The organism is Citrobacter enshiensis (genome assembly GCF_029338175.1).
Lineage (GTDB): Bacteria > Pseudomonadota > Gammaproteobacteria > Enterobacterales > Enterobacteriaceae > Citrobacter_D > Citrobacter_D enshiensis.
Genome location: NZ_CP119862.1, coordinates 886,698 through 905,086 on the forward strand (window position 1 = coordinate 886,698; position 18,389 = coordinate 905,086).

Below are 18,389 nucleotides of genomic sequence, written 5' to 3' on the forward strand. Positions count from 1 at the left end.
CAGATAAAATGCCGGAATCACAGCGACTCCGGCAAATCAGAGCGTTATCAGGCAGTAACGCGCTGCTGGCGATGTTTGATCACACGATGGCGCAACGTATCGTAGGCCCAGTTATAGAGCATGGTGTAGGGCAGGAAGAACAGGAAGAAACCTATTTCCAGTGTGAATGCTTGTAGCAGACTGACACTCAGCACATACGCCACAATACTCACCCCAATCACGATAAAGCCGCTTTCAAATCCCAGGGCATGAAAGGCGCGGACTTTGGCGGTACGTTTGACCAGATGCGCAGGCCAAAAACGGTCAAACAGCGCGTTATAGATGATATTCCAGATCATCGCAGTGGTTGCCAGCAGCACGGTGAGGCCGCCCATTTCGAGAACGGAGCGCTGCATTAACCATGCCGTCGTTGGGGCGAGAATAGCCGTTGCGATACCCTCAAAGCAGACGGCATGAAAAATACGCTCAGGTAAGGAGCGGCGTTGTACAGCATCGTGTTGCATAGCGTGAAACCTTCTTTTATGTTCGGAATAGTGTGGAATCCTGGGCATTTTATCGCTTAATGTGATATCTAAAAGATAGTATCCATCGATAAAGTAGATAGTTCATGCGCTACTCTCCTGAAGCATTAACGGCGTTTGTAGAAACCGTCTCCTGCGGTTCCTTTTCTGCGGCGGCGCGGCGGCTGCGTAAAAGCCAGTCCACCATCAGTACGGCGATCGCGCATCTGGAGGCCGACCTCGGTTTCTCGCTATTCGACCGATCGTCGCGGCAACCGGTGCTGACGGAAGAGGGAAAACGGGTGCTCAGCTATGTGCAGGCTATTTTGTCGGCGAGCGACCGGCTGGATGAAGTGGCATTGTCGTTGTCCGGAGAAACGGAAGCGCGCCTGACCTTTGTCCTTTCCGACACTCTGCATCCGGATGTTCTCGAAGAACTGATGGTGCAGTTTGATCGGCAATTTCCCCACACGGAGTTTGAATGCCTGATCGGTGAGGATGAGGACGTTATCGATCTGTTGCAAAAAGGGCGCGCGCAGGTGGGGTTGATAGAGGCCCGCGACGACTACCCTACGGATATGGGCGTCACGCGGTTGCCGATGCAAACCTGGATGGGACTGTATGCCGCCGCAACGCACCCGCTGGCGACGCAGGAAAAAGTCTCCTGGGATCAACTGCATACCTGGCGTGAACTGCGACTGAACACCTATTTTGAAAGCGGCGCCAACGTGGCGAGAGGACCGGTGTGGTCCGCGCCTAACTATTTATTATTGCTCAGTATGGCGGTACAGGGATTCGGCTGGTGTGCGCTGCCCTGTGCGTTGGTCGAAGAATTTGCCGCGGAGAAACCGTTGGTTCAGCTGGATGTACCCGGCTGGCCCAGGGCTATCTCTATCGATCTCCTCTGGAATAAGAAATCTCCCCCAGGAGCTGCGGGAAGCTGGCTCCGATACCATTTGCAACAGGGACGTGTCGCGACGTAGCCCCAACGATACGTATTTCCTTTGTGATAAAACTCACTTTTTTTAAACATTCGAGATAACTATTTTTAACAATCCTCTACTATTGCGGTGTTATTTTGCGCAGAGGTGGTAATGAAAGAGGTTGTGATAGTTGGGGCATTACGAACACCCATTGGCTGCTTCCAGGGAACGCTGGCTCGACATTCTGCCGTTGAGCTTGGCAGCGTGGTCGTGAAAGCGTTAATGGCGCGCACGGGTGTTGATGTACATGCCATCGATGAAGTTATCCTCGGTCAGGTTCTGACAGCAGGAGCAGGGCAGAATCCTGCTCGTCAGTCCGCCATCAAAGGCGGGTTGCCGAATACGGTTTCCGCTATCACCATCAACGATGTGTGTGGCTCAGGGCTAAAAGCGTTGCATCTGGCGACCCAGGCTATCCAGTGCGGTGAGGCGGATATTGTGATTGCGGGCGGACAAGAAAACATGAGCCGCGCGCCGCATGTTCTCACCGACAGCCGGACCGGAGCGCAACTGGGCAACAGCCAACTGGTCGACAGCCTGGTTCACGACGGTTTGTGGGATGCGTTCAACGATTACCACATGGGCGTGACCGCTGAAAATCTGGCGCGGGAATACGGGATCAGCCGCGAGTTGCAGGACGCCTATGCGCTCAGCTCTCAGCAAAAAGCGCGTGCTGCAATCGATGCGGGCCGCTTTAAAGATGAGATCGTGCCTGTTACCACTCAGCGCAATGGGCAATCAAGGGTGATTGATACGGACGAACAGCCGAGAACCGATGCCAGCGCCGAAGGGCTGGCCAGGCTGGATCCCACGTTCGATCGTCTGGGATCGGTAACGGCAGGAAATGCCTCGTCAATTAATGATGGCGCCGCCGCCGTTATGATGATGAGTGAAGCCAAAGCGCAGGCGTTGAATTTACCCATACTGGCGCGTATTCGTGCTTTTGCCAGTGTCGGCGTGGACCCCGCGCTGATGGGGATCGCCCCCGTTTATGCCACTCGCCGCTGCCTGGAACGGGTTGGCTGGCAACTGGCAGATGTGGATCTTATCGAAGCCAACGAAGCGTTTGCAGCGCAGGCGCTTTCAGTGGGCAAAATGCTGGAGTGGGATGAACGCCGGGTGAACGTTAACGGTGGCGCGATTGCCCTCGGCCATCCTATTGGCGCTTCAGGTTGTCGAATTTTGGTTTCGCTGGTGCATGAAATGGTCAAACGTAAAGCGCGTAAAGGGCTGGCGACGTTATGTATCGGCGGCGGGCAGGGCGTGGCATTGGCTATCGAGAGAGACTGATCATCGCCTTGCCGCTGGCATAAAAAAGCCCTCCACACGGAGGGCAAGACCAGTTACAGAAACACTCGAACAAAGAATAATTTATCAAAACATCGTTTCAGTATTTGTGATTCATGACGCAAGTTGATGAGAAACCGCGTCATAACCGCCTCCGCATTTCCTCTCTGTTTACTGCACCTGGCCTCTCTGTTGGGCAATAATCGCAATATTTCAATTATCTCTTTGTTTTTAAATAAATTATTTTTTATTTTTTTGATGCGCTGCGCCTGACCGTGATCGAGACTACACTTTTGACAATAAAAATCATAAAAATGAAACGTTGTTTTATTTATAATTGAAAACAGATTCACGGAGGGATATCATGGCCTCATTAGGTAAAACGGAACAGCGTTTTGCTCTCCGTTCAGGAATTCACGGTCGATTTATCATTGGAGGTAAATATGGACGTAAGACAGAGTATCCACAGTGCGCACGCGAAAACGCTGGACACCCAGCAACTGCGCAATGAGTTTTTAGTTGAAAGCGTGTTTGTGGCTGACGAATACACCATGGTTTACAGCCACATCGATCGCATTATCGTCGGTGGTATTATGCCGGTGGCGAAATCAGTTTCGGTAGGCGGTGAAGTCGGTAAGCAACTGGGCGTGACCTACTTCCTGGAACGTCGCGAATTAGGCGTGATCAACATTGGTGGTCCGGGCACGATTACCGTTGACGGCCAGTGCTATGAAATTGGTCATCGCGATGCGTTGTATGTGGGTAAAGGCGCGAAAGAAGTGGTTTTTGCCAGCGTAGATACCGCAAAACCGGCGAAGTTCTACTACAACTGCGCACCGGCGCACACCACTTATCCAACCAAAAAAGTGACGCCAGCCGATGTGGCTCCGGTCACTTTAGGCGACAACACCACCAGTAACCGTCGCACCATCAACAAATATTTTGTTCCGGATGTTCTGGAAACCTGCCAGTTGAGCATGGGGCTGACCGAACTGGCGCCAGGCAACCTGTGGAATACCATGCCGTGTCATACCCATGAACGCCGTATGGAAGTGTACTTCTATTTCAACATGGACGAAGACACCTGTGTCTTCCACATGATGGGGCAGCCGCAGGAAACGCGTCATATCGTGATGCACAACGAGCAGGCGGTGATCTCGCCGAGCTGGTCTATTCACTCCGGTGTGGGCACCAAAGCGTATACATTCATCTGGGGCATGGTGGGCGAAAACCAGGTCTTTGATGACATGGACCACGTCGCAGTAAAAGATCTGCGCTAGTCGCGAACGGCAATGATGCCTGTCCGTGACAGGTACTAAAAAATTAAGGGTTTACAATGATTCTGAATGCATTTTCTCTCGAAGGTAAAGTAGCGGTCGTTACGGGTTGTGATACCGGTCTTGGTCAGGGTATGGCGCTGGGTCTGGCAGAAGCGGGCTGCGACATTGTCGGGATTAACATCGTTGAACCAACAGAAACGATTGAACGCGTTACCGCGCTGGGTCGTCGTTTTTTAAGTCTGACCGCTGATTTGCGTCAGATCGACGGTATTCCGGCTCTGCTGGAACGTGCGGTGGCGGAATTTGGTCATATCGATATTCTGGTCAACAACGCGGGTCTGATCCGTCGTGAAGATGCGATCGATTTCAGTGAAAAAGACTGGGACGACGTGATGAACCTGAACATCAAGAGCGTGTTCTTTATGTCTCAGGCTGCGGCGAAGCACTTTATTGCTCAGGGTAACGGCGGCAAAATCATCAACATCGCCTCCATGCTCTCCTTCCAGGGCGGTATCCGCGTTCCGTCTTACACCGCATCAAAAAGCGGCGTTATGGGCGTAACCCGTCTGATGGCGAACGAATGGGCGAAACACAACATCAACGTGAATGCGATTGCCCCAGGCTACATGGCCACCAACAACACGCAGCAGCTGCGTGCTGATGAAGAGCGCAGTGCGGCAATCCTCGAGCGTATCCCGGCGGGTCGTTGGGGTCTGCCGAGCGATCTGATGGGTCCGATCGTATTCCTGGCTTCCAGCGCGTCTGATTACATCAACGGCTATACCGTGGCTGTTGACGGCGGTTGGCTGGCGCGTTAATTCGCCAACCGTAAATGCCCGATACTGCGAACGCGGGTCGGGCATTTTCCTCTCCTTTTCCCTTCTTCCCTTCTTCTCTTCGTCTCTTCGCTGGCCTGACTTACTCAGACTGACGTGCCATCCGCGCTTACCGCATCACAATTGAACTGGAAACTTTGAAATAACTTTGTTTCACTGCAATCAGCGTTCAACGAAGGAGTGCGCAATGAAAACGATTGGTTTGCTGGGCGGCATGAGCTGGGAATCCACCATTCCCTACTACCGTTTAATCAACGAAGGCATTAAGCAACGTCTGGGCGGTTTGCACTCTGCGAGCCTGTTGCTGCATAGCGTTGATTTTCATGAAATTGAAGCGTGCCAAAGCCGCGGCGAGTGGGACAAAGCGGGCGATATTTTGGCGCAGGCGGCGCTGGGCCTTGAGCAGGCGGGCGCTGAAGGGATCGTGCTGTGTACCAACACGATGCATAAAGTGGCGGATGCCATTGAATCTCGTTGCCGGTTACCGTTTTTGCACATTGCCGATGCGACGGGGCGCGCCATTACCCGCCAAAACATGACGCGCGTGGCTTTGTTGGGAACGCGCTATACCATGGAGCAGGATTTCTATCGGGGACGGCTGGCGCAGCAGTTTGCGATTGAAACCCTGGTTCCGGAGGTTGATGCGCGTGACAAAATTAACCAGATTATTTTCGATGAGCTGTGCCTTGGCGAGTTTTCCGCGCGGTCACGTCATTATTACCTGCAGGTGATCGAGAGCCTGGCGGCGCAAGGCGCGCAGGGCGTTATTTTTGGCTGCACCGAGATTGGCTTGCTGGTCCCGGAAGCGGACAGCGCGCTCCCGGTGTTTGATACCGCTGCAATTCATGCCGCAGATGCGGTGGAGTTTATGCTTTCGTCGTCTGCGAAAGAATAGCGTCCAGCGGATCGATAAGGCGTGGCAACGAGGCTTGTAGATGTTCACTGAACGCGTCGACCAGCGCGGAGGATGGGCGGTGTAAGGGGCGGATCAGGCTGACGGTAAAGGGAACGTCGATACTGAAACGCCGCACGGTAACCCCGCTTGCCGCATAATCCAGGGCGGTAAACGGGTTGACGACGGAGATCCCGGCTCCCGCGCGCACCATCGCGCAGACCGAGGCGGCGCTGTGGGTTTCGATAACCATACGGCGCTTAACCTGATGCTCATTGAACAGCGTATCCAGCAACTGACGGTAACTATCAGTGCGCGACAGGCTAATGTAATTTTCCCCCTGAAAATCGTCAGGCGTCAGCACGGACTTTGCCGCAAGCGGATGACCTGATGGCAGGACGCACACTTCATTTCGCGTGAGCAACGCGGTGCGTTCAGTCCCCGCAGGTGCATGCAGGGTTTCGGTCAGACCAAGATCGTGGCGCTGCGCGGAAAGCCACTCTTCCAGCAACGGCGATTCCTGCGGCACAATGTTCAGGCTGACATCCGGGTAACGGGCAAGAAAAGGCTGCAGCAGCGCCGGTAAAAAGGATTGCGAGAACACCGGCAGACAGACGATAGACAACTCCCCCTGGCGGAATTCACGTAAACTTTCCGCCGCGCTCACAATGCGATCCAGCCCATACCAGGAACGCTGGACTTCCTCGAACAGCCGCAGCCCTTGTACCGTTGGATGTAGTCGCCCGCGAGTCCGTTCAAAGAGTTTTAATCCCAGCACTTTTTCGAACCGCGCAAGTTCCCGGCTGACGGTCGGCTGCGAGGTATGCAGCAGGTTCGCCGCCTCGGTCAGATTCCCGGCGGTCATCACCGCATGGAAGATTTCAATATGACGAAGATTCACGGCGGCCATCGGTTTTCCTTAGTGGGGATAATCCATATCATTTTTGCATAGAGTCAGGATAAAACGATATTTTTTATTCTCTTCAGGTTGTGGCGTAATCATAAAAAATATCTTGCCCGGAGCCCGCTATGCCACATTCACTGACCTGCACAGAGACCTCGCTTAACGCTGAGAATTTGCTTCACTTACCGGCTGAGTTTGGTTGCCCGGTCTGGGTGTATGACGCGCAGGTTATTCGCCGCCAGATAGCGGCCCTGCAACAGTTTGATGTGGTGCGTTTCGCCCAGAAAGCCTGCTCGAACATCCATATTTTGCGCTTGATGCGTGAGCAAGGGGTAAAGGTCGACTCCGTGTCGTTGGGCGAGATCGAGCGCGCGCTGGCGGCGGGGTACAATCCGCAAACGCATCCGGATGACATTGTATTCACCGCCGATGTGATTGACGCCGCCACCATCGCCCGCGTTAGCGAGTTGCGTATTCCGGTCAATGCCGGGTCCGTGGACATGCTGGATCAGCTCGGCCAGGTTTCTCCCGGGCATCGGGTCTGGCTGCGTGTGAATCCTGGATTTGGTCATGGTCATAGCCAAAAAACCAATACCGGCGGTGAAAACAGCAAGCACGGTATCTGGCATACCGATCTTCCGGCGGCGCTGGCGGTGATACAACGCCACCAGCTTAAGCTCGTGGGCATTCATATGCATATCGGTTCTGGCGTTGACTACGGTCATCTGGAGCAGGTGTGCGGCGCGATGGTGCGTCAGGTTATCGAATGTGGTCAGGATCTGGAGGCGATTTCCGCAGGCGGTGGATTGTCGATTCCCTACCGCGACGACGAAGAATCCGTTGATACGCAACACTATTACGGTTTGTGGAATGCCGCGCGTGAGCAAATTGCACGTCACCTTGGGCATCATGTGGCGCTGGAAATTGAACCGGGGCGCTTTCTGGTCGCGCAATCCGGTGTCCTGGTGACGCAGGTGCGCAGCGTAAAACAGATGGGGAGCCGACACTTTGTGTTAGTAGATGCCGGTTTTAACGATCTTATGCGCCCGGCCATGTACGGCAGTTATCATCGTATCAGCGCCCTGGCGGCAGATGGACGCTCGCTGGAAACGGCACCGCAGGTGGATACCGTCGTTGCGGGCCCGCTGTGCGAATCAGGCGATGTGTTTACCCAACAGGAAGGCGGAAAAGTGGAAACCCGCGCGTTACCGGCGGTTGCTCCCGGTGATTATCTGGTGCTGCACGATACGGGGGCGTATGGCGCATCCATGTCCTCAAACTACAACAGCCGTCCACTGTTACCGGAAGTGTTGTTTGATAACGGCGAAGCAAAACTGATTCGCCGTCGTCAGACTATCGAAGAGCTGCTGGCGCTGGAGTTATTCTGATTGGTAATACGGCCCGGTGGTGACGGAATCGCGGAGTACCAGGGTTCCCGTAAAGGGAGGGATGGGCTCCAGCGCCTTGCCGCTGACCAGCCGTATGGCCTGATCGATAGCCGTGGTTATCATATTATCAATGGGCAGATAAACCGTAGAAAGCCCCGGCTCAAGCCATTTTGCGCTGGGGGCATCGTCAAAACCGAACAGTGAAATATCCTGTGGGATCCGAAGCCCAGCCTGATGTAGCGCTTTCGAGGCGCCCAACGCCATATCGTCGTTACAGGCGAAAAGGGCGCTAAACGTCACACCTTCATCGAGCAATTCACGGCACGCATCGTAGCCACGCATCATGCTGGAGTCCCCGTATTTTACCTTTGCTGGATCCCAGGCAATGCCGTTTTTCTCCAGCGCTTTACGATACCCCATTAAGCGGGATTTTCCGGTTGGGGTGTGGATGGGAACGGTAATACAGGCGATATCACGATGGCCCTGCGTGATCAGATAATCCACGACCTGAAAGGCGGCGTCTTCCTGTTCGAAAAAGACGGCGCGATCCCGGGCCAGGCTGACGTCGCGATTGATCACCACCAGCGGCATGGCGATCGTATTGATAAGCGCCATGATCGCCTTTTCGCTCATATAGCGGGTATAGAGAATGATGGCGTCACATTGCCTGTCGGCAAGCATCTGTACCGCTTCCTGCTCGCGCTCCGGCGTATCGTGACCGTCGGTGACAATCAACTGCTTACCGTGAGATTCCGTCTGGCGCGAGGCCTGTTGCAGTAGTCGACCGAAGTAGAATCCGTCAAACGTCGACACCACCAGACCAATGCTGTTACTGGTACGGTTCGCCAGCGATCGCGCCAAAAAGTTGGGGCGATAATCCAGGGCTTCCATCGCGTTAAAGACTTTTTGCCGCGTGCTCTCTTTTACCTGTCCTGTCCCGTTAAGCACGCGAGAAACAGTCGCCTTTGATACGCCCGCACGACGTGAAACATCCAGCATTGTTGTCATGACGCTATTCCGGTGATTCGTTTGACGAAGAATTCCCTGACTCCGTCGGCGTCGAAACAGAGTGTCGACGGACCAGAGTGGGGCTAAACACATGAGTGATGTCCGGCACAGGACGCTTTTCCGCCAACGCGAGCGCCAGCTCCGCGGCCTGCGTCGCCATCGTCACAATAGGATAACGCACGGTGGTTAGCCGTGGGCGTACATAGCGGGAAACCAGAACGTCATCGAAACCAATCAGGGAAATCTTCGACGGGACGTCGATGCCGTTATCATTTAATACCCCCATGGCACCAGCCGCCATGGAGTCGTTATAACAGGCGACAGCGGTGAAGTTTCGCCCACGGCCTAACAGCTCCGTCATGGCCTGTTCGCCCCCGCTTTCGTCGGGTTCGCCAAAGGTCACCAGCCGATCGTTACTCGGCAGGTGACTCTCTGCCAGCGCGTCGTAATAACCTTGCAGACGGTCTTCCGCGTCCGAAATGGTGTGGTTTGAACACAGATAGCCGATCCGGGTGTGTCCTTGCTGAATAAGGTGACGGGTGGCAAGCCAGGCGCCGTAGCGATCGTCCAGAGCAACACAGCGTTTCTCAAATCCTGGCAGGATCCGGTTGATCAATACCATGCCGGGAATTTGCTTCATGAGCGAGGCCAGCTCGGCATCCGGGAGCATTTTTGCGTGAACAACCAGTGCTGCGCAGCGGTGACGGATCAGCTGTTCAATCGCCTGACGCTCTTTGTGTTCGTTGTGGTAGCCGTTGCCAATCAGTAAAAAATTACCGGTGTGATAGGCCACTTGCTCAACCGCTTTCACCATCGCGCCAAAAAAAGGATCGGACACATCGCCCACCACCAGACCGACGGTCTCCGTCGATTGTTGGGCAAGGGCGCGGGCATTGGCATTGGGGTGATAACTGAGAGATTCCATCGCGCTGGTCACCGCAAGACGAGAGGCTTCACTGGCTTTGGGGGAATCATTGATCACGCGAGAAACGGTGGCGACTGAAACACCAGCCAGTCGGGCCACATCCTTTATGGTCGCCATGACACTAGTACCTATTGAGGGTAAACGCTTACATCCTGTCAGTGTTACGGAAAAAGAGGGGCTATTCAAGCAGATTGCCCATCCTGACCTCGCAAATGTGAGCGCACACCAATGAAGTAAGACAGAAAATAGAGAATACAAACCTTTGGTTACACTTTGCTAAAGGCTGTTTCGATTGTTCGCTGGTGGGGAATTAGCGCGAATTGATAGAGTCGAGATCCCAGAGGTATTGATAGGTGAAATCAGCTTTCGGGTTGATCACACGAATTACACCAACCTGCGCAGATGCGCAGGTTTTTTTTGCACCTACGACAATCTGTAAACAGTAACACATAATTTACACAACTCGTTGCATTTGCGTTCATTCCTTTGCGTTTTCGCACTGGCGCACATTCAGCGTGGAGACCACAATCAAGATCCCAGAGGTATTGATTGGTGAGATTATTCGGTACGCACTTCGTACCCTGTCTCTTGCACCAACCTGCGCGGATGCGCAGGTTTTTTTTCGTCTCTGTTTTGCTGCCACTGTCGCCCCCATTGCCCATCTCGTGTAATCTGCCTCCACTCATTTTTACCGAATTGATGGACAAAGGGAGTGGTAATGCTATTTGGATTTTTTCGTAACCTGTTCCGCGTGCTGTACCGCGTACGTGTCACGGGGGATACCGGAGCGTTGCAGGGACAGCGTGTTTTAATCACCCCAAACCACGTTTCTTTTATTGATGGCATATTGCTGGCGCTATTTTTACCGGTTCGCCCTGTCTTTGCGGTCTACTCCTCTATCAGCCAGCAGTGGTACATGCGTTGGCTCACGCCGCTGATTGATTTTGTTCCGCTCGATCCCACCAAACCGATGGCCATTAAACATCTGGTGCGTCTGGTTGAGCAGGGACGCCCGGTCGTTATCTTCCCGGAAGGGCGTATTTCGACGAGCGGTTCGTTGATGAAAATCTACGATGGCGCCGGATTTGTGGCGGCGAAATCGGGGGCGACAGTGGTGCCGGTCCGGATCGAAGGTGCCGAGTTAACGCGTTTTAGCCGCCTGAAAGGTCTGGTGAAGCAGCGCTTTTTCCCGCAAATTCGCCTGCACATCCTGCCGCCGACGCACTTACCGATGCCAGAAGCGCCGCGTGCGCGCGATCGCCGAAAACTGGCAGGGGAGATGCTGCATCAAATCATGATGGAAGCGCGCATGGCCGTGCGGCCGCGTGAAACGCTGTATGAGTCGCTCCTGACGGCTCAGTATCGCTACGGCGCAGGCAAAAACTGCATTGAAGATATCAACTTCACGCCGGATACGTATCGTAAACTGCTCACTAAGACGCTGTTTGTTGGCCGTATTCTGGAAAAATACAGCGTCGAAGGTGAGAAGATTGGCCTGATGCTGCCAAACGCGGGCATCAGCGCGGCGGTGATTTTCGGCGCGGCTGCGCGTCGCCGTATTCCAGCCATGATGAACTACACGGCAGGCGTCAAAGGGCTGACCAGTGCGATTACCGCCGCCGAAATCAAAACCATTTTTACCTCTCGCCAGTTTCTTGATAAAGGCAAACTCTGGCATCTTCCCGAGCAACTGACGCAGGTTCGCTGGGTGTATCTGGAAGATCTCAAAGCGGATGTCACCACTGCCGATAAAGTGTGGATTTTTGCCCATTTGCTGATGCCACGTCTCGCGCAGGTGAAACAGCAGCCTGAAGATGCCGCGATGATCCTCTTTACCTCCGGTTCTGAGGGGCACCCGAAAGGAGTGGTACACAGCCATAAGAGTCTGCTGGCAAACGTGGAGCAGATCAAAACCATCGCGGACTTCACCGCCAATGACCGTTTTATGTCCGCATTGCCGCTGTTCCACTCATTTGGACTGACGGTCGGGTTGTTCACACCGTTACTGACTGGCGCAGAAGTCTTCCTCTATCCCAGCCCGCTGCACTATCGCATCGTGCCGGAGCTGGTCTATGACCGTAACTGCACCGTCCTGTTTGGCACATCAACGTTCCTGGGCAACTACGCGCGTTTTGCCAATCCGTATGACTTCTACCGTCTGCGCTACGTGGTAGCGGGCGCGGAAAAACTGCAGGACAGCACCAAACAACTTTGGCAGGACAAATTCGGCCTGCGTATCCTGGAAGGGTACGGCGTCACCGAATGTGCGCCAGTGGTCTCGATTAACGTTCCGATGGCGGCAAAACCGGGCACGGTTGGCCGGATCCTGCCAGGAATGGATGCGCGTTTGCTTGCGGTTCCCGGTATTGAAGAGGGCGGTCGTCTGCAGCTTAAAGGTCCCAATATCATGAGCGGATATTTGCGGGTCGAGAAACCGGGCGTGCTGGAAGTCCCAACCGCCGAAAATGCGCAGGGTGAGACGGAACGCGGCTGGTATGACACCGGAGATATTGTGCGCATTGACGAAAATGGTTTTGTGCAAATTCAGGGGCGCGCCAAACGCTTTGCTAAAATTGCAGGCGAGATGGTCTCACTCGAAATGGTGGAACAGCTGGCGCAGGGCGTGTCGGCTGAAAAAATGCACGCCACGGCCATCAAGAGCGACGCCAGCAAAGGGGAAGCACTGGTTCTTTTCACGACCGATGGCGAGCTCACGCGTGAAAAACTGCTGCAATATGCCCGCGCTCACGGCATCCCTGAACTGGCTGTCCCACGGGATATTCGTTACCTGAAACAACTTCCGCTTCTTGGCAGCGGCAAGCCCGATTTTGTGACGCTGAAAAGCCGGGTGGATGAACCGGAAAAACATAATGAGTGAGTCAGTGCACACTAACACTTCAATTTGGTCGAAGGGGATGATGTCCGTTATTGTCGCGCAGTTTCTCTCTGCGTTTGGCGATAACGCACTGCTCTTTGCCACGCTGGCGCTGTTGAAAGCGCAGTTTTATCCGGACTGGAGTCAGCCGATCCTGCAAATGGTGTTTGTGGGCGCTTACATTCTGTTTGCTCCTTTTGTCGGGCAGGTCGCGGACAGTTTTGCCAAAGGCCGGGTCATGATGTTCGCCAATGGTCTCAAACTGCTGGGAGCCGCCAGTATCTGCTTCGGGATTAACCCATTTGTCGGCTATACGCTAGTCGGGATTGGTGCCGCCGCTTATTCTCCGGCGAAATACGGCATCCTCGGCGAGCTGACCACGGGCGATAAGTTAGTGAAAGCTAACGGCCTGATGGAAGCGTCGACCATTGCCGCTATCTTATTGGGTTCTGTTGCGGGCGGCGTGCTGGCTGACTGGCACGTGATTGCCGCGCTGGCTGCCTGTGTTCTGGCGTATGGCGGCGCGGTGGCGGCGAACGTCTTTATTCCTAAACTGGCTGCCGCGCGCCCGGGGCAATCCTGGCACCTGGGCAAGATGGCGCGTAGCTTTTTCCACGCCTGTAGCTCGCTGTGGCGCAATGGCGAAACGCGATTCTCTCTGGTAGGCACCAGCCTCTTTTGGGGGGCTGGCGTTACGCTACGTTTCCTGTTGGTGCTGTGGGTGCCTGTGGCCCTGGGGATCACCGATAACGCCACCCCGACCTATCTTAATGCGATGGTGGCGATCGGGATTGTGGTCGGCGCGGGCGCGGCGGCAAAACTGGTCACGCTGGAAACCGTGGCACGCTGTATGCCTGCGGGGATCCTGATTGGCGTGGTGGTGCTTTTATTCTCCCTGCAGCACGCGCTGCTCCCGGCCTATGCCTTACTGATGCTGATTGGCGTACTGGGCGGTTTTTTTGTGGTTCCGCTCAATGCGTTATTACAGGAGCGCGGTAAAAAAAGCGTTGGCGCAGGGAATGCTATCGCCGTGCAGAATCTGGGCGAAAACAGCGCGATGTTGCTGATGTTGGGCATCTACTCGTTAGCGGTTCTGGTGGGTATTCCGGCGGTCGCGATTGGTATCGGGTTTGGGGCGCTATTTGCGTTGGCGATAACGGCGCTGTGGATCTGGCAGCGCCGCCAGTAATTGGTGTGCCGGGTGGCGGCTTTGCCTCACCCGGCCAACACATCATGCGTGTGTCGGCCCGATCCGCGTAGCGCGATCAGGTTCTCTCCATCACGGTGCCGGGTAGGTATAAACCTGATGCACCGCTTCAATCTCTGCCAGCACCTCTTCCGTTAATTCAAGATGCAGGCTCTCTATGTTGGTTTTCAACTGATCGAGAGTCGTTGCGCCCAGCAAGGTACTGGCGACAAACGGCTGACGACGGACAAAGGCCAGCGCCATCTGCGCCGGATCGAGGTTATGGCGTTTTGCGATATCGACATACGCCGCGACGGCTTTTTGCGTCTGCTCGCCGCTGTAGCGCGTAAAGCGGCTAAACAGTGTATGACGTGCGCCAGCCGGTTTTGCGCCATTCAGATATTTTCCGCTCAGCGTTCCAAATCCCAGGCAGGAATAGGCCAGCAGTTCCACCCCTTCGTACTGACTGACTTCCGCCAGTCCGACTTCAAAGCTGCGGTTGATCAGGCTGTAAGGATTCTGGATGGTGACGATGCGCGGCAGATCGTGTTTATCCGCCAGATGCAGATAACGCATCACGCCGAAGGCCGTTTCGTTGGAAACGCCGATATAGCGAATTTTACCCGCCCGCTGGAATTCGGTCAGCGCTTCCAGGGTGTCTAGCAGTGAAATAACCGGCGCGGAATCCGTCCAGCTATAACCCAGTTTTCCGAAGCAGTTGGTCGGACGCTGCGGCCAGTGAACCTGGTATAAATCGATATAATCGGTCTGTAGACGCTTGAGGCTGCCGTGCAACGCCTCGCGGATATTTTTACGATCCAGTGCCTGATGGGGGCGAATGCTGTTGTCATTGTTACGCGCTGGACCGCTGACTTTGGTGGCGACGATCAGTTTCTCGCGGCTGCCGTGTCTGGTGAGCCAGTTACCCACATAAGTTTCTGTTAATCCCTGAGTTTCCGGACGAGGCGGCACCGGATACATCTCGGCAACGTCAATCAAATTGATGCCGTTAGCCACGGCATAGTCGAGCTGTGCATGTGCGTCGGCTTCGCTATTTTGTTCACCAAACGTCATTGTGCCCAGCCCCAGTGTACTTATTTCAAGCGAGCTGTGGGGTATACGGTGATATTGCATAGCCGTTTCCTTTTTATTATTACGACATAAGGACTATAAAAATGGCAGAGGGAAGGGAAAAGGGGAAGCGAAAATTCTAAAGGCCAGCAGGAGGCTGACCTCAATCTCGGGGAGGTATGTTAGCGCTCGATAATCTGGGAGACATCATCACGGTTAATCTGCATGGCGTTGCCCTGCTGATCGTGATAGCTCACCAGACCGGTATCGTCATCAATTTCTGGTTTGCCGTCGGTCAGGATCATGCGGCCATCTTTCGTTGCCATGACATAATCACTGCTACATCCAGATACAGCAAAAGCCAGTCCTACAGCGGAAATCACTACTGCCCATTTTTTCATCCATTTATCCTCGCGTGGCTTGAGTCTGGTAATAGTCTAGTAATAACGCGAAGTTATGCCTGGCGAAAGCAGGAAAATCTGAAACTGTGAGGATCGGAGAGGGAAGTGAGTCTTCGCTCCTCCGAAGAGGAGCGAAGGTGTCAATCAGAGTGGATTCTTTTTATTACGCAGCAGATTCAGGGTCTCTACGGCAATAGAGAAGAACATGGCGAAATAAATGTACCCTTTAGGCACATGTATCTCGAAGCTTTCCAGAATCAGGGTGAAGCCCACCAGAATCAGGAAGGCGAGCGCCAGCATTTTCACCGAAGGGTGACGATCGACAAAATCACCGATTGAGCGCGCGGCAAACATCATCACGCCAACAGAAATGATGACCGCCGTCATCATAATGAACAGATGATCGGAAAGGCCTACTGCGGTGATCACCGAATCCAGGCTGAAGATAATGTCCAGCATCATGATCTGCACAATGGCGCCCAGGAAGGAACTCACGCGGGTTTTAAGCCCCTCCTCTTCACCCTCAATCGATTCATGGATCTCTTTGCTGGCTTTCCAGATAAGGAACAAGCCCCCCAGAAACAGAATGAGATCGCGTGCGGAAATGGCTTGACCCATCACCTCAAACAGCGGATTAGTCAGACTGATTACCCAGGAAATTGACGCCAGTAAACCTAAACGCATCAACATGGCGCCCGCCAGCCCAAGACGACGGGCGTGACTGCGTTGCGCTGTCGGGAGTTTTGCGACGACCAGAGAAAGGAAAATGATGTTGTCGATCCCGAGAACGATCTCCAGAATCGTCAGCGTACCGAGCGCAAGCCAGGCGTTAGGATCGTATATCCATGCAAATAACATCGAACAAAGTCCTGCAAAAAAAATGAAGCGGTGATTATATGCGTCTAACGCGGCAGGGGAAAGGCCATGGCGTGCCTAATCGCCCTGTATTAAAAAATGGCGTTCCAGAAGTGGGCGAGTGAAGCTTTTTTTCAGGTAAAAACCACGCGGTAACGTCAGGATTCCCTGGCCCTGCGCGCCAATGGCCTCTGTCAGCGCTTTGGCGTTGGCGGCCTTTGGCCGCAGTTGTAAAAATTCGCCATGGCGGGCGGTGATCCGCTCAACCTGACCCAGCACGATCATGTCCATTAACTCTTCCCAGTCGAGACGTAATTGCTGCTCTTCTTCTTCATTTGGGCTCCAGAGCAGCGGCGAACCGACGTGACGCTCTGCCAGCGGGATGGAGCGCTCGCCCTCAACGGGTATCCACAGCACCCGCTTTAATTTGTGGCGGACGTGGCTTGTCTCCCATGTCACGCCGCTGTTTCCGGTCAATGGCGCAACACACACGAAGGTGGTCTCAAGAGGTCGTCCCTGACTATCCACCGGGATGGTTTTCAGTTCCACCCCTAATGCCGCGAAATCTTGCTCTGGCTTACTGCCTGCGCTGGCGCCAAGCCAAATCTCCAGCAGTACGCCGATCCAGCCTTTGTCCCGTTTCAGATCCTTCGGCGTCACGATCCCTGCCAGCGCTGCCAGTTCACCCAATGTGTAGCCTGAAAGCCGCTGTGCCTGGGCCAGCAACAGCGCCTCGGATTCGGGCGGTGAAAGTAATGGGCGGAGTCCGGACATCGGGTTATCCCTTAGGTGAAAAAATGAACAATGATTTTATACCGTGTGAACAGAGTTTATCTTTTTCCACACGCTATGTTCAATCTCATGATTTATATTGATTTTTAGTTTGCTGATCGACGAGTTGCGCAACGGCGAAATGAGTTTTCCAATTCTGGTCACTGAAAATAAACAGGATCTTACACCATGTTATCCACAGAAAGATGGGATAACTGTGCAAAACCCTCACTACTGTTTCAATTTACAGCCTTGACGTGAGACGAAAATCGAATTTTCACACAAATTGTGCCTAACTTATTGGCACAATCTGTGGATAAAACCGACGCTGGTCGATCTTTCATCAGTCCGATGATCCTGGATGTGATGTCCATCACGATTCTATGCTCTGAGTAGCGAATATGACAGTTAACTCAATGAATATACGCGGCTATTTTTTCACGGTTTTCAGAGTCCCATTCAGACTGTTCCGGGTTTTCCCGTGGTAATTCCATACTTCTTCACAACTATATCCACAGAAAAGGTGAATAAAATCGCCTGCAAGTCCCTCCCTCTGTTTATAACTCGGTCCTTAACTGTGAGTTATTCAATTGTTATTAGAAATGTGTGCGGTTAAGAGAGTGGTTTACCGTCTCCCTGTAGTGTGAAACAATCGTTTATATATAAGGTTTATGTTGAGGTAGTCCGGTGATTGATGACGATGGCTACCGCCCAAATGTAGGGATCGTAATTTGTAATCGTCAGGGGCAGGTTATGTGGGCCCGGCGGTTTGGTCAGCACTCCTGGCAATTCCCGCAAGGTGGAATCAATCCAGGAGAATCAGCAGAACAGGCGATGTACCGGGAACTGTTTGAAGAGGTAGGGTTAAGCCGCAAAGATGTGCGGATCCTTGCCTCTACTCGCAACTGGTTGCGTTACAAGTTACCGAAACGTTTGGTGCGTTGGGATACGAAGCCGGTGTGTATCGGCCAGAAACAGAAATGGTTTCTACTGCAACTGATGAGCGGTGACGCGGAAATCAATATGCAAACCAGCAGCACTCCTGAGTTTGATGGTTGGCGCTGGGTGAGTTACTGGTATCCGGTCCGACAGGTGGTATCATTTAAACGCGATGTCTACCGCAGGGTGATGAAAGAGTTCGCAAGTGTTGTGATGGCGCTTCAGGAAAGTACCCCTAAGCCGCAAAGTGCACCTGCTTATCGACGTAAAAGAGGTTAAGCCACGCAA

17 protein-coding genes are annotated in these 18,389 nt (G+C 53.7%); 9 read left to right on the plus strand and 8 right to left on the minus strand.

From position 1 onward, the window contains the following. Window positions 1-47: 47 nt before the first annotated feature. Complete coding sequence (locus P2W74_RS04295; RefSeq protein ID WP_192613346.1) at window positions 48-503, minus strand: multidrug/biocide efflux PACE transporter; 456 nt, start codon at window positions 501-503, stop codon at window positions 48-50. Window positions 504-607: 104 nt separating this feature from the next. On the opposite strand from P2W74_RS04295, the gene P2W74_RS04300 reads away from it, so the two are divergent. The 5 genes from P2W74_RS04300 to P2W74_RS04320 all read left to right on the plus strand — a co-directional run bounded on the left by P2W74_RS04300 (window position 608) and on the right by P2W74_RS04320 (window position 5,781). Continuing rightward, window positions 608-1,483, plus strand: a complete 876-nt coding sequence (locus P2W74_RS04300; protein ID WP_276294036.1) for a LysR family transcriptional regulator — start codon at window positions 608-610, stop codon at window positions 1,481-1,483. 111 nt (window positions 1,484-1,594) lie between these two features. After that, window positions 1,595-2,773 carry an acetyl-CoA C-acetyltransferase gene (locus P2W74_RS04305; RefSeq protein ID WP_276294037.1) on the plus strand — a complete coding sequence of 393 codons (1,179 nt, stop codon included), beginning with the start codon at window positions 1,595-1,597 and terminating at the stop codon, window positions 2,771-2,773. Between the two features lie 440 nt (window positions 2,774-3,213). After that, window positions 3,214-4,050, plus strand: coding sequence for a 5-dehydro-4-deoxy-D-glucuronate isomerase (gene kduI, locus P2W74_RS04310; protein WP_276294038.1), 837 nt, complete (start codon window positions 3,214-3,216; stop codon window positions 4,048-4,050). A 56-nt stretch (window positions 4,051-4,106) separates the two neighbouring features. Further along, window positions 4,107-4,868, plus strand: a complete 762-nt coding sequence (gene kduD / locus P2W74_RS04315; protein WP_192613342.1) for a 2-dehydro-3-deoxy-D-gluconate 5-dehydrogenase KduD — start codon at window positions 4,107-4,109, stop codon at window positions 4,866-4,868. A gap of 205 nt (window positions 4,869-5,073) precedes the next feature. Then, a complete protein-coding gene (locus P2W74_RS04320) occupies window positions 5,074-5,781 on the plus strand; it encodes an aspartate/glutamate racemase (RefSeq protein WP_276294039.1) in 708 nt (235 codons plus the stop codon). On the opposite strand, the gene P2W74_RS04325 is transcribed toward P2W74_RS04320, so the two are convergent. Further along, a complete protein-coding gene (locus P2W74_RS04325) occupies window positions 5,753-6,688 on the minus strand; it encodes a LysR family transcriptional regulator (RefSeq protein WP_276294040.1) in 936 nt (311 codons plus the stop codon). The two genes, P2W74_RS04320 and P2W74_RS04325, sit on opposite strands and share 29 nt — an antisense overlap. Window positions 6,689-6,807: 119 nt before the next feature. Here P2W74_RS04325 and lysA point away from each other — a divergent pair, with 119 nt between their 5' ends. After that, window positions 6,808-8,070, plus strand: coding sequence for a diaminopimelate decarboxylase (lysA, locus tag P2W74_RS04330; RefSeq protein ID WP_276294042.1), 1,263 nt, complete (start codon window positions 6,808-6,810; stop codon window positions 8,068-8,070). On the opposite strand, the gene P2W74_RS04335 is transcribed toward lysA, so the two are convergent. Further along, window positions 8,062-9,078: a LacI family DNA-binding transcriptional regulator gene (locus P2W74_RS04335; RefSeq protein WP_276294043.1), complete on the minus strand. Its 1,017-nt coding sequence runs from the start codon at window positions 9,076-9,078 to the stop codon at window positions 8,062-8,064. The two genes, lysA and P2W74_RS04335, sit on opposite strands and share 9 nt — an antisense overlap. A 4-nt stretch (window positions 9,079-9,082) precedes the next feature. Further along, entirely contained in the window at window positions 9,083-10,120 is a 1,038-nt protein-coding gene (gene galR, locus P2W74_RS04340) for an HTH-type transcriptional regulator GalR (protein ID WP_276294044.1), read from the minus strand. 601 nt (window positions 10,121-10,721) lie between these two features. Between galR and aas the strand changes: the two genes are divergently transcribed. Beyond that, the gene (gene aas, locus P2W74_RS04345; RefSeq protein ID WP_276294045.1) at window positions 10,722-12,881 is read left to right on the plus strand and encodes a bifunctional acyl-ACP--phospholipid O-acyltransferase/long-chain-fatty-acid--ACP ligase; all 2,160 of its coding nucleotides are present in this window, start codon (window positions 10,722-10,724) and stop codon (window positions 12,879-12,881) included. Continuing rightward, window positions 12,874-14,067, plus strand: coding sequence for a lysophospholipid transporter LplT (gene lplT, locus P2W74_RS04350; protein ID WP_276294046.1), 1,194 nt, complete (start codon window positions 12,874-12,876; stop codon window positions 14,065-14,067). The genes aas and lplT overlap by 8 nt, the downstream gene beginning before the upstream one ends. 90 nt (window positions 14,068-14,157) lie before the next feature. Here lplT and P2W74_RS04355 read toward each other — a convergent pair whose 3' ends face one another. The 4 genes from P2W74_RS04355 to mutH form a co-directional block, all read right to left on the minus strand. Further along, window positions 14,158-15,198, minus strand: a complete 1,041-nt coding sequence (locus P2W74_RS04355) for an NADP(H)-dependent aldo-keto reductase (RefSeq protein WP_276294047.1) — start codon at window positions 15,196-15,198, stop codon at window positions 14,158-14,160. Between the two features lie 119 nt (window positions 15,199-15,317). Next, on the minus strand, window positions 15,318-15,536 hold the full coding sequence (gene ygdR / locus P2W74_RS04360; protein WP_042288923.1) for a lipoprotein YgdR: 219 nt from the start codon (window positions 15,534-15,536) through the stop codon (window positions 15,318-15,320). 144 nt (window positions 15,537-15,680) lie between these two features. Beyond that, window positions 15,681-16,394, minus strand: a complete 714-nt coding sequence (locus P2W74_RS04365; protein ID WP_276294048.1) for a TerC family protein — start codon at window positions 16,392-16,394, stop codon at window positions 15,681-15,683. Between the two features lie 75 nt (window positions 16,395-16,469). Beyond that, the gene (gene mutH, locus P2W74_RS04370; RefSeq protein ID WP_276294049.1) at window positions 16,470-17,165 is read right to left on the minus strand and encodes a DNA mismatch repair endonuclease MutH; all 696 of its coding nucleotides are present in this window, start codon (window positions 17,163-17,165) and stop codon (window positions 16,470-16,472) included. Between the two features lie 684 nt (window positions 17,166-17,849). Here mutH and rppH point away from each other — a divergent pair. After that, entirely contained in the window at window positions 17,850-18,380 is a 531-nt protein-coding gene (gene rppH, locus P2W74_RS04375; protein WP_162381426.1) for an RNA pyrophosphohydrolase, read from the plus strand. Window positions 18,381-18,389: the final 9 nt, after the last annotated feature.